Here is a 15,294-nt window from a genome sequence, read left to right as displayed (position 1 = left end):
CTGCGGGAAAGATTGTGACAATCACGGCCCCTTCCCCTTGTGGAGAGCGGCCTTCGTGCAAGTGCCCGCAACGAGCCCTTTATTTGTCATGCAGACTGCGGCTGTCCACGGGCGCCTCGTCCCGCTCTTCCATGCCATAATCGCGGATGACGCCCGCGACCCGAAGCCGGTAGTCCTTGAAAAAGACATTGCGTCCGGCCGTCTGCGCCTTGCGGTGGGCCATCACCTTGCGCCACTCCGCCAGCGCTTCCTCATCCCGGAAGACGGAGAGCGAGAGCAGCTTGTCCGGATTGGTCAGGCTCTGGAACCTCTCTACGGAAATGAACCCGTCGATCTCCTCCAGCACCGGCTTCAGGCTCGCTGCCATCTCCAGATAGGCAGCCTTGTGCTCCGCATGGGGCATCACTTCAAAGATGACCGCGATCATGGATATTCCTCCTCACCTTTGGGGAGTTTCGGGAAGGTGGAGGCAGAGAGCAAGGGGGGAAATTGTGAGGGGCACAGAACATCTGAGCATCCCATCATCAAGGCCGCCAGGCCATCGGGCTGCGGCGGGATGAAACCGTCCAAATCGCTCAAATGTCACCCTGGACGCAGCGAAGCGGAGATATGGGGCCTACTCGTTCGCAGAGAGAGGCTGACCGGAAACGCAGAGATCCCCTCTCAGGAGAAGCTCGCACTCCTTTCACAAAGAACTGCAAGGCTCTGGCAATGAGTAGGCCCCGGGTCTCGCTTCACTCGCCCGGGGTGACGCCTAAGTGTCGCCTAGGGGAGGAGGGACAAAAGCGCTGCTCGAAGTCAGGAGACTTCAAAAGACTTTTTCTTCAACGGGTTAACGAGGTGCAGGCAAGCCAAACATTCAGAAGCAACGTGCCCAGCTTTGACCAAACATGCCGCGACTTTCGAAAGCAGGCCCCTCCCCGAATGTCACCCCGGACGCAGCGAAGCGGAGATCCGGGGCCCGCTCGTTCGCAGAGAGGCTGGCCGGAAACGCAGAGATCCCCTCTCAGGAGAAGCTCGCACTCCTTTCACAAAGCACTGCAAGGCTCTGGCAATGAATAGGCCCCGGATCTCCGCTTCGCTGCTTCCGGGATGACGAATTGATAGGTCTGTCACCAGCCTCTCCTGTCCCGGCACGAGGCCGGGACAGTGTTGTTACGGGCGAGGCCTTAGCCTGCGTTTTTCGCCTTGAACTCGATCCGGCGTCTGTGCAGCACCGGTTCGGTGTAGCCGTTGGGCTGGGCCGTGCCCTTGAAGACCAGGTCGCAGGCGGCCTGGAAGCCGATGGAGGCGTCGAAGTCTGCCGCCATCGGGCGATAAGCCGGGTCGCCTTCGTTCTGCTTGTCCACCAGGGCGGCCATACGCTTCATGGTTTCCATCACCTGCGCTTGCGTGCAGACACCGTGGCGCAGCCAGTTGGCGATATGCTGGGAGGAAATGCGCAAGGTGGCGCGGTCTTCCATCAGGCCGACATTGTTGATGTCCGGCACCTTGGAGCAGCCGACGCCCTGCTCGACCCAGCGGACCACATAGCCGAGGATACCCTGCGCATTGTTGTCCAGCTCCGCCTGGATATCCTCAGCGGACCAGTTCGGACGGGTGGCGACCGGAATGGACAGGATGTCGTCCAGCTTCGCGGGTGTACGGGTCTTCAATTCGCCCTGGCGCTTGGCCACATTGACCTTGTGGTAGTGCAGCGCATGAAGGGTCGCGGCGGTCGGGGACGGAACCCAGGCCGTGTTGGCACCAGCCTGCGGGTGGCCAATCTTCTGCTCCAGCATGGCCTGCATCAGGTCGGGCATGGCCCACATGCCCTTGCCGATCTGGGCATGACCCGGCAGGCCGCAGGCAAGGCCGACATCCACGTTGTTGTTCTCATAGGCACCAATCCAGCTGGCGGCCTTCATGTCGCCCTTGCGGATCATCGGGCCGGCTTCCATGGACGTGTGCATCTCGTCGCCGGTGCGGTCGAGGAAGCCGGTGTTGATGAAGAACACCCGGTCCCTGGCCTGGCGGATACACTCCTTCAGGTTCACCGTGGTGCGGCGTTCCTCATCCATGATGCCCATCTTGAGGGTGTTGCGGGCCATTCCCAGCGCATCCTCGATCCGGTCGAACAGTTCGGACGCGAAGGCGACTTCTTCCGGGCCATGCATCTTCGGCTTGACGATATAGACCGAACCGGCGCGCGAATTCAGATGCTTGCCGGATGCGCCGATGTCATGCAGACCGATCAGCGCCGTGACCATGCCGTCAAGGATGCCTTCGGGCACTTCGTTGCCATCCTGGTCCAGCACCGCGTCGATGGTCATCAGGTGACCGACATTGCGCACCAGCAGCAGCGAGCGGCCATGAAGCGACAGGGAAGACCCGTCCGGTGCCGTATAGACCCGGTCGCCGTTCATGCGGCGGGTCATGGTCTTGCCGCCCTTTTCGAAGGTCTCTTCCAGATCGCCCTTCAGGAGGCCCAGCCAATTGGAATAGACAACCACCTTGTCGTCCGCATCGACGGCCGCAACGGAGTCTTCGCAGTCCATGATGGTGGACATGGCCGATTCCAGAACCACGTCGGCGATATGCGCCTTGTCAGTCTTGCCGATCGGGTGGTTGGCATCGATCAGGATGTCGAGGTGAAGGCCGTTTCTGGACAGGAGAACGGAAGCCGGACTTGCCGCCTCTCCAGTGTAGCCCGCAAACTGTGCCCCATCTGCCAGAACCGTGGAGCTGGAGCCGGTGGCGATCTTCAGGACGCCGCCGTCGATGCTCAGGCCCGTGACATCCGACCAGGAACCGCTTGCCAGCGGGGTAGCTTCATCCAGGACCTTGCGGGCATAGGCGATGACTTCTGCGCCGCGGGCAGCATCAAACCCACCGCCAGCTGGCTTGGAGCCCATGGCATCGGTGCCATAGAGCGCATCATAGAGAGATCCCCAGCGGGCATTGGCTGCATTCAGCGCGTAGCGGGCGTTCATGACCGGAACGACGAGCTGCGCGCCTGCGACCTGGCCGATTTCCGGATCGACATTCCGGGTGCCGACCGTGAAGCTTTCACCTTCCGGAACCAGATAGCCGATCTCCGTCAGAAACGCCTTATAGGCGCCCAGATCAGGAACGCCCGGCTGGGCCTGATGCCAGGCGTCGATCTTTGCCTGCAGGTCGTCACGCTTGGCCAGAAGGGCGCGGTTCTTCGGCGCCAGATCATGCACGATCTTCGACAGCTCCTGCCAGAAGCGCTGCTGATCCACGCCAGTCCCCGGCAGGGCCTTGTCATTGACGAAGTCATAGAGGTTGCTCGCAACCTTCAGGCCAAAGGCATCGACACGGCTGGTCATGTGTATCTCCTGTTGCGGTGGCCGCCCGGAAGCAGCCCAATGTCTGGCAGCGTGAGGACGCAGGCTGTGTTGCACAGCGGTCTCCACCATATGCCCCTGTTTTGGGTCTGCAGAGGGTCAAGGTCAATCTGTGTCCGGCCTGAATGACTTTTTCCCTGAGGGAACAAATCGGCTTCATTTTCGCCAACCGGATTTCGCCGCGCCCCGCCAGAAGCTCTCGGCCAGACTGCAACGGCCTTGCACCGGGCAGAAATATCTGCAACCAAGAAGGCTGGACCGCCGGGGCTCGCGGTGACAGCCTCACATGCAGGCCGTCTCATCAGGATCTCCCGCTGCTCCCCATCCTTCCGCGGACCGCCCGCGTCATCCAAGAGTTTCCCAATGTCGGCCGCCTTCCGCACTCTCGTCTATGGCAATGCCATCCTGCTTCTCATGCTGACCACCCTGATGTGGGGCGGCAATACGATCGCGGGCCGACTGGCGATTGGCGAAGTATCCCCGATGATGGTGGTCGCCTTGCGCTGGGTGATCGTGAGCTCGGTGATGACGGTGACGATGTGGTCGAGAATTCGAGCGGAGTGGCCTCTGATCCGGGCCTCCATGGGCAAGATCGTGCTGATGGCGGTCTTCGGCTTCACCGGCTTCAATTCCCTGTTCTATGCCGCTGCCCATTACACGACAGCGGTGAACCTGGGCATTCTGCAGGGCTCCATGCCCATGCTGGTGCTTCTGGGCGCGCTGCTGTTCTACCGGGTGCCCGTGCGCCCGCTGCAGATCCTCGGGATCTTTGCCACCATGACCGGTGTCGCAATGATTGCAGCACAGGGGAGCCTCGAGACCTTGCTGAAGCTGACGATCAATCCGGGCGATGGGCTGATGCTGATCGCCTGCGTTTTCTATGCGGGCTACACGCTCGCCCTGCGCAGCCGCCCGCAGATTTCCGGCCTCGTCTTCTTCACGGTGCTGTCCATCGTCGCGGCCATCACTTCCATTCCGGGCATCCTTTATGAATCGGCGGCTGGCATCCTGCAGGTGCCGACCTTCAAGGGCTGGCTGATCATTCTTTATGTCGCCCTGGGGCCGTCCTGCCTGTCGCAAATCTTCTTCATGCGCGGCGTCGAGCTGATCGGTCCGGCGCGGGCCGGAATTTTCATCAATCTGGTGCCCATTTTTGCGGCCATCCTGGCGGTTCTGATCCTTGGCGAGGACTTCCGCATGCACCACGCCCTCGCCTTGACCCTCGTTCTGGGCGGCATCTGGCTTTCCGAGCGGCGCAGCAAGGCAGCAACCCAAGTCCAAGGTTAACGGCCCCTGCGGCAATATTTGCTCAAAACATCTGAAAAATGATCACCTTAGAGGCTTGGAATTGCCATAAGGGCGGGGCACATTGGTGATATCATGCATACACCGATCATTATCGCCGCATTTGCCGGACTGCTCGTCATAATCGCGCTGATCCAGCCCCTCGCCCGCCGCCTCGGACTGGCTCCGAGCGTGGTCGTTGCCATGGTCGGCACATTGATCGGAATTGGCGCCACCTATCTGCTCTACACGCCCCATACGGACGTGTTCAACGAACTGGCAAATGTCTTCGTGCATCTGCCGATCAATTCCGAGCAGATCCTCTACATCTTCCTGCCGATCCTCCTGTTCCAGACGACCCTGACGATGGACGTCCGGCGGATTTTCGAGGACATCGGCCCGATCCTGCTGATGGCCGTGGTTGCGGTGTTCTTCGCCACCTTCTTCATCGGCTTTGCGCTGCAGCCCTTCTCCGGAATGCCGCTGATCGCCTGCCTGCTGCTCGGCGCGATTGTTGCCACCACAGACCCCGTGGCCGTTGTCGCCATCTTCCGGGACATTGGCGCACCGGCGCGGCTTGGCCGTATCGTCGAAGGCGAAAGCCTTCTGAATGACGCCGCCGCCATCGTGCTGTTCGTGCTGCTGCTCGGCATCCTGACCGGCACCCAGTCGCCGGACCTCGGCGAAGCTGCAGCCGAGTTCCTGCGTGCCTTCGCAGGCGGCGTTCTGGCCGGTATCGTGGGCGGGCGCATTGCCGTCTTCATCCTGCCTACAATGCGCGATCTGCCCCTGGCACAGGTAACCTTCAGCCTCGCCCTGCCCTACCTGATCTACGTGGTCTCCGATCAGGCCTTCTCGGTCTCCGCCGTGGTCGCAGTCGTGTCCGCCGGGCTGGTCTTCAATCTCTATGGCCCAGCCAAGATTGCCCCGGAAAGCTGGAATTTTCTCCAGACCGTGTGGGAACAGATCGCCTTCTGGGCCTCGTCCCTCATCTTTCTGCTGGTCGCGATCCTGATCCCGCGCCTTGTCGACGGCTTCACACCGCTGGACATCGTGTTGCTGCTCATCCTCGTTGCCGCGGCCCTTCTTGCCCGCGCGGTGGTGATCTTCGGGCTCTTGCCCCTGCTCAGCTTCCTGAAAGTCGGCGAGGCCGTCAGCACCCCGTTCAAGACCGTCATCCTGTGGGGCGGCATGCGCGGGGCAGCGACACTGACCCTGGCGCTCAGCGTGTCCGAACACGCGGCGCTCACGCCGGAAGTCTCCAGCTTCGTGACCAAGCTGGCCACGGCCTTCGTGCTTTTCACACTGCTGGTCTATGGCACAAGCCTCAAGCAGCTGATCCACTTCCTGAAACTCGATCAGCTCTCTGCCCGCGACAAGGCGATGCGCAACCAATTCCAGGCGCTGGTTCTCTCGGACGTGCGCCAGGAAGTGGCCGAGACGGCAAAAGGCTACGGCATCGACAACCGGCTGGTGGAAATCGTCAGCGAAACCTACGATCACCGGGCCAGCGAAGTGGCGGAAGCCTCGAACCAGCTGGAGGACCTGAAGGACCGCGAGCGCGTCACCATCGGCCTGATCGCTCTGGCCGACAAGGAACGCTCGCTGGTGCTGAAGCACTTTCACGAGCGCACGATTTCCTCGCGCTTTGCTGCCCGCCACCTGGCCCTGGCCGGCCGGATCGGCGACCTGACGCGCACCGAAGGCCGTGCGGGCTATAACAAGGCGATCCGCGAACCCTTGCGTTTCGACTGGCGCTTCCGCGTGGCCCAGCGCCTGCACAAGCACCTGAAGATCGAGCGGTTCCTGCTGCGCCGCATTGCGGACCGGTTCGAGTTGCTGCTGGTCGACCGGATCATTTCCGGCGAGTTGATCGGCTTCAACCACCGGCGCATCACGCCGCTGGTGGGACAGCGTGTGGGCGACATCCTGGGCGATACGCTGACGAACCGCCACGAGGAAATCTGCCGAGCGATCGAGGCCCTGCGCCTGCAGTATCCGGACTATGCAGATGCGCTGGAGCTTCTGTTCCTGCGCCGCACGGCTCTGCGTCTTGAAGAAACCGCCTATGCGGAAGCCGCCTCCAGTGCCCTGATCGGGCAGGAGCTCTACAACGACCTGCAAGGCGAACTGGTCAAGGGCCGCATTGCCGCTGGCAAGCGCCCGAAGCTGGACCTTGGCATGGCCACCAAGGACCTCCTGACCCGCCATGCCCTGTTTGCCTGTCTGGATGATGCCCAGCGCAAGACCATCGCCAAGCTGATGCGCTCGCGCTTTGCCGTGCCCGGCGAAGTGCTGATCCGGCGCGGCGACCGGGGCGACAGCGCCTTTTTCATTTCTTCTGGCGCTGTGGAAGTGAACTCGCCCTCCGGCACCTTCCGCCTTGGCCGCGGAGACATGTTCGGCGAGATCGCCCTGATCACCGGCAAGCCGCGCACGGCGGATGTCGTCGCCCTCGGCTATTGCCAGTTGCTGATCCTGTCTCTTGCCGATTACCGCCAGCTGGTCGCCAAGGCTCCGGAAATCCGCGAGACCATGATGGAAGTGGCCGAGCAGCGCCAGATGATGAATGCGGCAGGACTGCTGCCAGAGCCCGAAGACGACCTGCTCGAAGATACGTCGCCTGAAACTCCTCCGGCTGAGACTGCGCCTCTGGACACGGAAGCTGCCGAAGCTGCTGCAGAGACGGAAAGCGCAGCCTCCGGCAGTGCCGAGGATGGTCAAACGGCGCTCGACGACGACCTGTTTGAAGCCGGCGAAAACGCTGAAGGAGAACCGGTCAAGCTGGACGAGCCGGTCATCGATCCGGAATTGATCGCACAAGGCGAGTTGATCGAGCCCGAGGTGATCACCGAAGCGGCCCTGGACACGCAGGAAGATGTCAGCCCCTTGCTCACTTCCGGAGAGGACGGGCAAGAACCAGTGCCTGAAACGGAAGCTGTCGAAGTGGAAGAGCTGGCAGCCCCTCAGGACGCCCCTGCGCTGTCTGCGGAGCTTGCCCCTTCAGAAGACATGCCCGCTCAGCCGGAAGACGAGACAAAAGCGGAAGAGACCGCCGAGCCCATGCCGGCTGCCGGCGTTGCAAATGACAACGGCCGCAGGCACTGAACGCCTGCAGCCGTTCGTTTGCTTCCAAAAGCGGAAAGCCTTGACCTCAGACGAGGCGCCGGAGGCTGTCAGCCCTCGCCTTCAGCAGCGCCGTCCTTCTTGCCCTTGAGCAGACCACCGAACCAGCCTTTTTTGGCCTCTTCCGGTTCGGCACTGTCTTCCTCACCGCCTGCCTGATCGGTCTGCGGGGCGACCACATTGCCGAAGGTGGTGAAAAACTCACCGGCAAGCCGTTTAGCGGTGGAATCGATCAGCCGCGCGCCAAGCTGGGCGATCTTGCCGCCGATCTGGGCGTCCACATCGTAATGCAGGATGGTCGCATCCTCGCCATCAGCCTCGAGACGCACAGTCGCGCCGCCCTTGGCAAAGCCCGCAACACCCCCGGATCCCTCGCCTGCGATCCGGTAGCTTTCCGGCGGGTTCAGATCCTCCAGCCTGACCTTGCCGTTGAAGGTCGCCTTCACAGGCCCGATCTTGAGCTGGACCTTGGCTTCCATGTCCGTGTCGGAACTCTTGACCAGTTCCTGGCAGCCGGGAATGGACTGGCGCAGAACCTCCGGATCATTGAGCGCAGCCCACACCGTGTCCCGCGGCGCCTGGATGCGCTGGCTATCGGCCATCTTCATGTCTGTCTCCTCCCGTCCTCACTCTGTCATCGATCCATATAGCGCCTTCTCCCCCAAGGGAACCGGTGGCTTAGGCTTCGGCCCCATAAATTTGATGAAAGCAGCGTGCGTACCGCTTTCCCCGATCCGGTGCTTGCAGCGGCAAATTCTCAACCCTAGGCTTCGATGGAAGCGAGCGGGGCCAATCCCGCTCCGGCGATAAACGGGAATGGGACGGACATGGCATCAGGCAAAGTAACGGACAAGGTGGTTCTGGTCACCGGCGCAAGCTCCGGCATCGGCAAGGCGACAGCAGCGACCTTTCTAAAGAATGGCGCGAAGGTCATCCTGACGGGACGGCGCGAGGACAGGCTGCAGGAAGTTGCGGCAAGTGCTGGCGGCGAAGCCTTATGCGTGCCCTGCGACGTATCGGACGCAGCGCAGGTCGATGATCTTTTCGGAGCCATCAAGGACCGGTTCGGCCGCCTGGACGTGTGCTTCAACAATGCCGGCAACAACGTTCCGCCCGCGCCGATCGACGAGATCTCCGTCGACGACTGGCTGAAGGTGCTGAACGTCAACCTGCATGGGGCCTTTCTGATTGCCCGGGGCGCCTTTGGCATGATGCGCCATCAGGACCCGCGCGGCGGGCGGATCATCAACAACGGCTCCATCTCGGCCCATGTGCCCCGCCCCGGCTCCGTGCCCTACACCACCACGAAACACGCGATCACGGGCCTCACCAGAACGCTCTCGCTGGATGGCCGCGCGTTCGACATTGCCTGCGGCCAGATCGACATCGGCAATGCAGCCTCGGAAATGACGGCCAATTTCTCCCAAGGCCTGCCGCAGGCCAATGGCACCAAGATGCCCGAACCGGTGATGGATGTTCAGAATGTAGCCGATGCCGTTCTGAACATGTCTTCCCTGCCCCTGTCGGCCAATGTCCAGTTCATGACCATTATGGCAAGTTCAATGCCCTATATCGGCCGTGGGTAACCACTCCGTTGGAGTGGATTTTGCCATGACAGCCCGCCAGAGACGCCAAACGCCTCTGGCGGAAATCACTTCAGGCCTTCTCTGCCTCAGGCCGGTACAGGGCAAGCCCTGAAGCCACAGCCCAGAAGAAGGAAACGCAGAGAAATCCGAGGGCGATGGCTGGCTGTGCACCGAGCACAAGGTCGAGCGCAAGCCATGCGGGAATGCCGGCAAGCGATGCGCCCAGGCGGTAGACCGTCTCCTTCCGGCTGCGCGCGTCAAGCCAGGTCCGGAACCGCCCGCCGGAAAATCGCAAGGCCGCCGCAGCTGCACCGTTCAGGGCCATCAACAAGGGTAAGGCTGCATCCGGCTGCCCCAATTGGACGAGTGCAAACGCAACCGCCACATTCGCCAGAATGGAAAGAAGGATCAGCATCGGGGGCTCCTGAGAATGGATCAGCGGCCAGTCTTCCCGGCACGCATCATTGCAAGCTGCGCCAAGTTACCCCTCAACCTTTAATTGTCTCAAGCTTTTCCTGAGTTTGCCCCTCATCTTTCCGTCCTGCCACCATCTCCCGCTTGCCGGCGAAGCCCTTTTGCTTGGCGATCTCGAAGCCGGCGGCTTGCAGGTTGCGGCGGACCCAGCCGGCGCTGGTGTAGGTGGCAAGGGTGCCGCCGGGACGGGTGAGGTCATGGGCGCGGGACAGAAGCCCGGCTTCCCAGAGTTCCGGGTTCTTTGACGGCGAGAACCCGTCCAGGAACCAGGCATCAATGGCGATCTGCGGCGGTGTCTCCCCCTCCCCATAGGCAAGGCCGCCGATCAACTTTCGTGCGTCGCCAATGCCGATGACAAGATCTGCCTGCCCGAAGCTCAGCCGGGTCCAGCCGGGCTGAGGGTTCCAGAGCGCCCGCAGACGGGCGGAGAGGTCTGACTGATCCGGAAAGGCCGAATGGGCTTTTTCGAGCTGCTCCGCCGTCATGGGATAGAGTTCGAAGGAAAGGAAGGTGAGTTTCGGTGCAGGCCGTTCCCTGGCAAAGGCTTCGATCGCCGCAAGGGTGGTCAGGAAATTGAGGCCGGTGCCGAAGCCGAATTCGGCGATGGTGAACCGCTCCCGCCCCACCCAGCGCTCCGGCAGGCCATTGCCGGCAAGGAACACATGGCGCGTCTCTTCCAGTCCGCCAGCGCGGGAAAAGTAAGTATCCCCGAACTCCGGTGCCCGCGGCACACCATCATCCAGCCATTCCAGTTCTGGTGCTTTCGGGGTCAGGTGATCAGACATCGGCGCGACGCTCCCTGTGTTGAGAGGTTTTACCCCCCTCTGCCCCCATACGGGGGCATCTCCCCCGCAAGGGGGGAGACAGCCGTGGGGAGAGGCTCAGGAGCAACGGCGAATCTGAAAGGACGCGGGAAACCCGCCTCCGCAGAGCCTGCAAGTCAGACTGAAACCTCGACACTTGCACCCGTCTCCCCCCTTGCGGGGGAGATGTCAGCGCCAGCTGACAGAGGGGGGCGAAGGCTTTCGGCAGGTTGCATGCACTCTTGCTCATCGTGCGTCTCCCCCTCACCCCTGCCCTCTTCCCAAGGCGAGAAGGAGTCATGCTCAGGCAAAAGGAGAGGTGGTTGCTCGAAAGCGTTTCCTTGCCGAGTGAGTTTTTCTGAAGGCTTGAAAGAAGCAGAAACCCGCCGCTGGCCTGAGCGCAGCTCCCTCTCCCTTCAGGAAGAGGGGTGGGGTGAGGGCGGAAAAGGTCCGTCTGGTCGAGGCGTCTTGTCTCAGTGGGCTTCAAGTCTGCCATTTCCCTTTGCGGTCCTGCGGCCTTGGCGGTATGTCCGGGGTCTCAGCGCTCTTCTACGCTGCTCCCCAGGCCGCGGCAATCGCTCTGCCTGCCTCCCGGGAGATCCCTCTTCGGACCAAAGGACTTTCATGGCCTCCTCCCGCTCCACCTTCGATCTGGCCGTAGTCGGCGCTGGTGTCTTCGGCCTTGCCATCGCCCGGGAAGCGATGCGCCAGGGATTGAGCGTCGTGGTTCTGGAAAAGGACAAGGTGGGCGCAGGGTCCAGTGGCGGGTTGCTGGGCGCCTTGATGCCCCACATGCCGGCCCGCTGGAACCCGAAGAAGGCCTTTCAGTTTGCCGCCCTTTCCAGCCTTGCCGCCCATGCGCAGGCGCTGGAAGAGGAGACCGGCGTCTCCACCGGCTATCTGCGCTGCGGGCGCATCCTGCCGCTGACCACCCAGGACAAGCTCGACCATCATCTGGAGCGGGCGGAGGAAGCGCTGGAACGCTGGCATCCGGAAGAAACCGGCTTCCGCTATCACGTAGAGCCAAGCGGCAGCCGGACAGACTGGATTTCGGCGCAATCCGCCCCCTTCGGACTGGTTCATGAAACCCTTGCGGCCCGCATGTCGCCGCGCGGATGCCTGGAAGCACTCGCCCGCTCTCTCTCCCTGTCGGACAGGGGCCGCCTGATCGAAGGCGCGGATGTGACCGGTTTCGACGAAGCTTCCGGCCGCATTTTGCTGGCAGAGGGGGCGGAAGAGATCGTGGCCGGGCGGCTGGTGGTTGCCACCGGCCATCACGCCTTCCCGATGATCGCGGAGCTGACCGGACAGATGATCGGCCGTGGGGAAAAGGGACAGGCCCTCCTGATGGAGGGCAAGGGCCTGGAGGACCGGCCCGCGATCTATTGCGACGGTCTCTATGTTGTCCCTCATGGCAATGGCACGGTGGCCGTCGGCTCGACCTCTGACCGGTCCTTCACGGACGCTGCCGTTGACCCGGAGCGCACACGGGAACTGGTGGAGCGGGCGACCGCCTTCTGCCCCAGCCTCGCAGGCCGGGAGGTGGTGAATGTCTGGGCCGGGATCCGGCCCCGCTGCAACCGGCGCGATCCGCTTGTCGGGCTGCTGCCCGGCCACAAGAAGACCTACGCGGCGACGGGCGGATTCAAGATCTCCTTCGGCATCGCCCATTTGGTGGCCGAATGCCTGGTGGCGGAGCTGACCGACCAAACGCCGGCAACACCCCTGCCCGGCAGCTTCCGCCCCGCCGCGCATTTCGAGTGAGTGGGTTTGAAAAGGCCAGCCTGACCGGACGGATTTGCGTCAAACCGTCCTTGGCCAAAGGCGCTTCACTCCCTAAGTTTGCGCCAGACCAATTCCTCCCGACCCTCCGGAGATATTCATGAGCCTTGAGAGCGTGCGCAACCATTTGGGCGAAGCGGCCCCGGACCTGACCGTCATGGTGACGGAAGCCAGCAGCGCCACCGTGGACCTGGCCGCCGCAGCCCATGGGGTGGAGCCGGGACAGATCGCCAAGACGCTGTCCTTCCGCATCAAGGATGAAGTCTGCCTGCTGGTTGCACGGGGCGATGCCCGCCTCGACAACAAGAAGGCCAAGGCGGCTTTCGGCGTGAAGATCAAGATGCTGGGACTGGATGAGGTCGAGGAACTGACCGGCCATCCGGTTGGCGGCGTCTGCCCCTTCGGACTGTCCCAGCCCCTGCGGGTCTTTTGCGATGTCTCGCTGAAGACCTATGAGGAAGTGATCCCGGCCGCAGGGGCGACCAATGCCGCCGTGCGCATCACGCCGGACCGCATGGCACACATCACCTCCGCCACATGGGTGGATGCCTGTCAGGATCCGCAGGGCTGACACTCACGGCTTTTACTGGGCCACGTACCAGTCCTTGCGGTGGTTGAGCGCAATCAGGGTGTTCAGGATGATGGCCCCGAACAGCGAGGCGATAACCGCCAGGCTGTCGATCACCGCAAAGCTGACGGCGAAGATGCAAAGATCAACGGCGAGCTGGAACCAGCCCGCCTTGAAGCCGGTCTTGTCCTGAATATAGAGCGCCAGCATGCCAAGACCGCCGGCGCTCGCCCCGTGGCGGAACAGGGCAATCAGCCCGACGCTGGCCGTGCAGCTCGCCACTGCGGCCGCCGCGAACATGTTCAGGTCACCGAACTGGATATAGTGGGGCATGAAATCGGCCATCAGGGAGATCGCCGTTGCCGAAATGAAGGAGCGGACGGTGAAGGCCACTCCCATGCGCTGCCAGGCAAAAACGTAGAACGGCAGATTGACCAGAAAGAAGACGACGCCGAAGCTCCAGCCGCTTGCATAGGAAATCAGGATCGAAAGGCCGGCGGTCTGGCCTGTGATCAGCCCTGCGGCCTTGAGGATCGTGATGCCGAAGGCGGCCATGACGATCCCGAACACCTGACCTTGCAGGTTGTCGATCCGGCTGTGAGCTGGAAGCTGCAATGTCTGTTCCCTGTGCATGTGCCTATCCCGTTGCCTGTGTCTTTCGCGATGCCATCACGGCCAACCATCCCGTTCTGGCCGATTTCCCGCAAATGCTCTATCGCGCAGCAAGGCCTGTGCCACAATCCGGAGGAACACGGGGTGCGGCAATCAGCCCGTTGGCGAGAGCTTGCGGACAAACCTGAGCCTGATAGTCTCGTTTTCATCAGAATTGAAGGAGTTTGAGGATGTTGGGGGTGTCGCGCCGGGAGTTTCTGCTCGGCACAGCCGGTGCAGGCGCAGCGTTTCTGGGCGGCGGCCTGATTGCACGGCAGGCCAATGCAGCCAATTTCACCCTTCCCATCACTTCTCTGGACCACACGCTTCTGCCCGAGACGGTCACCCGCAACATGATGGGCTTTGGCGCGGGCGGCCCGCCGCCTGTGCTGCGCATGAAGCAGGGCAAGCCTTTTGTGGTGGACGTCATCAACAATCTGAAGGAGCCGACCAGCGTTCACTGGCATGGCCTGCGCCTTAGCAATGCCATGGACGGCGTGCCCTATCTGACCCAAATGCCGATCGAGGCAGGCGAGACCTTCCGCTACACGATCACCGCACCGGATGCGGGAACCTTCTGGTATCACCCCCATTGCAACACGCTGGAACAGATGGCCCGCGGCATGACCGGCATTCTGGTCGTCGAAGACCAGGAAGATCCGGGCTTCGATCAGGACATCCCGCTCAACATCCGCGATTTCCGGCTGGGCGGGGACGGCCAGTTCATCGATTTCTACAAGCCGAGGCTTGCAGCCCGGGGCGGAACGCTTGGCACGGTTTCGACCGTCAACTGGAAGACGGACGAGACCCACGACCTTCCCGCGGGAAGCCTGGTGCGCTTGCGGCTGGCCGTAACCGACGTCACCCGGGTCGGCACCTATGACCTGACCGGCTTTGACACCGGCAAGGGTGCGGCGCAGCTCATCGCGCTCGATTCCAATCCCCTGCCCGCCCCTCAGGCTCCGGAGAACATCCTGCTGGCACCGGGCCAGCGTGCCGACATTGCCCTGCGGGTACCCGACACCGAGGGACAGGAAGTTCTGCTGACCCTCCAGACGGCCAAGGGGCCTCGCCTCCTTGCGAAATTCCGCTCCGTCGGAACCAGCCTGAACCGGGACCTGAAGGAGCTGCGGCCGCTGACACCCAATCCGGTGCCGGAAGCCGATCTTGCCAATGCGGAAGTGCTGGAGTTCGTCTTCGGCTGGTCTCCGGGTGGGGACGCTCCCAAGCCGAGCTTCTGCGGAACGCTGGGCTACACGTTCTGGTCCATCAACCGGGTGGCATGGGAAGGCGACAGCCCCGACCCGGTCGATCCACTGGCGGTGATGAAGCAGGGCAAGTCCTACATCCTGCGCCTGCGCAACGAGACCCAGAACGATCACCCGATCCATCTGCATGGGCTGTCCTTCCGGCTGCTGCGCTCCAACAAGCGCGAACTCCCGCCCCTCGTCACGGACACGGCCCTGCTGCAGTCCAAGGAAACGATGGACGTGGCGCTTGTGGCGGACAATCCCGGCAACTGGGCCTTCCATTGCCATGTCATCGAACATCAGAAGACCGGCCTGACCGGATATCTGAGGGTTGAGGCCTAGACCAGGCGCCATTGGCCGCTCCTTCCCCGCTGAGCCATCCGGGACGCTGCAATGCACGTCCCGGACGCGCATCGGTTG

The 15,294-nt window shown here is 62.5% G+C and carries 12 protein-coding genes; 6 read left to right on the top strand and 6 right to left on the bottom strand.

From position 1 onward, the window contains the following. Positions 1-79: 79 nt before the first annotated feature. Entirely contained in the window at positions 80-427 is a 348-nt protein-coding gene (locus BUA94_RS04995; protein ID WP_073009567.1) for an antibiotic biosynthesis monooxygenase family protein, read from the bottom strand. Positions 428-1,169: 742 nt separating this feature from the next. Then, entirely contained in the window at positions 1,170-3,332 is a 2,163-nt protein-coding gene (locus tag BUA94_RS04990; RefSeq protein WP_073009564.1) for a malate synthase G, read from the bottom strand. A 381-nt stretch (positions 3,333-3,713) separates the two neighbouring features. On the opposite strand from BUA94_RS04990, the gene BUA94_RS04985 reads away from it, so the two are divergent. Together BUA94_RS04985 and BUA94_RS04980 are read left to right on the top strand one after the other, a co-directional pair. Then, the gene (locus BUA94_RS04985) at positions 3,714-4,637 is read left to right on the top strand and encodes a DMT family transporter (RefSeq protein WP_175557998.1); all 924 of its coding nucleotides are present in this window, start codon (positions 3,714-3,716) and stop codon (positions 4,635-4,637) included. Positions 4,638-4,730: 93 nt separating this feature from the next. Then, a complete protein-coding gene (locus BUA94_RS04980; protein WP_073009561.1) occupies positions 4,731-7,742 on the top strand; it encodes a cation:proton antiporter domain-containing protein in 3,012 nt (1,003 codons plus the stop codon). Positions 7,743-7,810: 68 nt separating this feature from the next. Here BUA94_RS04980 and BUA94_RS04975 read toward each other — a convergent pair whose 3' ends face one another. Next, entirely contained in the window at positions 7,811-8,368 is a 558-nt protein-coding gene (locus BUA94_RS04975; RefSeq protein WP_084081707.1) for an SRPBCC family protein, read from the bottom strand. A gap of 219 nt (positions 8,369-8,587) precedes the next feature. Between BUA94_RS04975 and BUA94_RS04970 the strand changes: the two genes are divergently transcribed. Next, positions 8,588-9,346, top strand: coding sequence for an SDR family oxidoreductase (locus tag BUA94_RS04970; protein ID WP_073009559.1), 759 nt, complete (start codon positions 8,588-8,590; stop codon positions 9,344-9,346). A gap of 70 nt (positions 9,347-9,416) precedes the next feature. Here the strand turns inward: BUA94_RS04970 and BUA94_RS04965 are convergent, their stop codons facing one another. Next, positions 9,417-9,761 carry a hypothetical protein gene (locus BUA94_RS04965; RefSeq protein WP_073009556.1) on the bottom strand — a complete coding sequence of 115 codons (345 nt, stop codon included), beginning with the start codon at positions 9,759-9,761 and terminating at the stop codon, positions 9,417-9,419. Between the two features lie 73 nt (positions 9,762-9,834). Beyond that, positions 9,835-10,605 (bottom strand): tRNA (5-methylaminomethyl-2-thiouridine)(34)-methyltransferase MnmC2, encoded by a 771-nt coding sequence (mnmD, locus tag BUA94_RS04960; RefSeq protein WP_073009553.1) that lies wholly within the window; start codon positions 10,603-10,605, stop codon positions 9,835-9,837. 642 nt (positions 10,606-11,247) lie between these two features. Here mnmD and BUA94_RS04955 point away from each other — a divergent pair. Both BUA94_RS04955 and BUA94_RS04950 read left to right on the top strand, forming a co-directional pair. Next, positions 11,248-12,387: an NAD(P)/FAD-dependent oxidoreductase gene (locus tag BUA94_RS04955; protein ID WP_073009550.1), complete on the top strand. Its 1,140-nt coding sequence runs from the start codon at positions 11,248-11,250 to the stop codon at positions 12,385-12,387. 118 nt (positions 12,388-12,505) lie between these two features. Next, on the top strand, positions 12,506-12,976 hold the full coding sequence (locus BUA94_RS04950; protein WP_073009547.1) for a YbaK/EbsC family protein: 471 nt from the start codon (positions 12,506-12,508) through the stop codon (positions 12,974-12,976). A gap of 12 nt (positions 12,977-12,988) precedes the next feature. Here BUA94_RS04950 and BUA94_RS04945 read toward each other — a convergent pair whose 3' ends face one another. Further along, positions 12,989-13,606: a YitT family protein gene (locus tag BUA94_RS04945; RefSeq protein WP_073009544.1), complete on the bottom strand. Its 618-nt coding sequence runs from the start codon at positions 13,604-13,606 to the stop codon at positions 12,989-12,991. A 209-nt stretch (positions 13,607-13,815) separates the two neighbouring features. On the opposite strand from BUA94_RS04945, the gene BUA94_RS04940 reads away from it, so the two are divergent. Continuing rightward, positions 13,816-15,216 (top strand): multicopper oxidase family protein, encoded by a 1,401-nt coding sequence (locus tag BUA94_RS04940; protein WP_073009541.1) that lies wholly within the window; start codon positions 13,816-13,818, stop codon positions 15,214-15,216. The last annotated feature ends 78 nt before the right edge of the window (positions 15,217-15,294 follow it).

The organism is Roseibium suaedae (assembly GCF_900142725.1).
GTDB classification, from domain to species: domain Bacteria; phylum Pseudomonadota; class Alphaproteobacteria; order Rhizobiales; family Stappiaceae; genus Roseibium; species Roseibium suaedae.
This window is presented reverse-complemented; position numbering and strand designations above follow the sequence as displayed.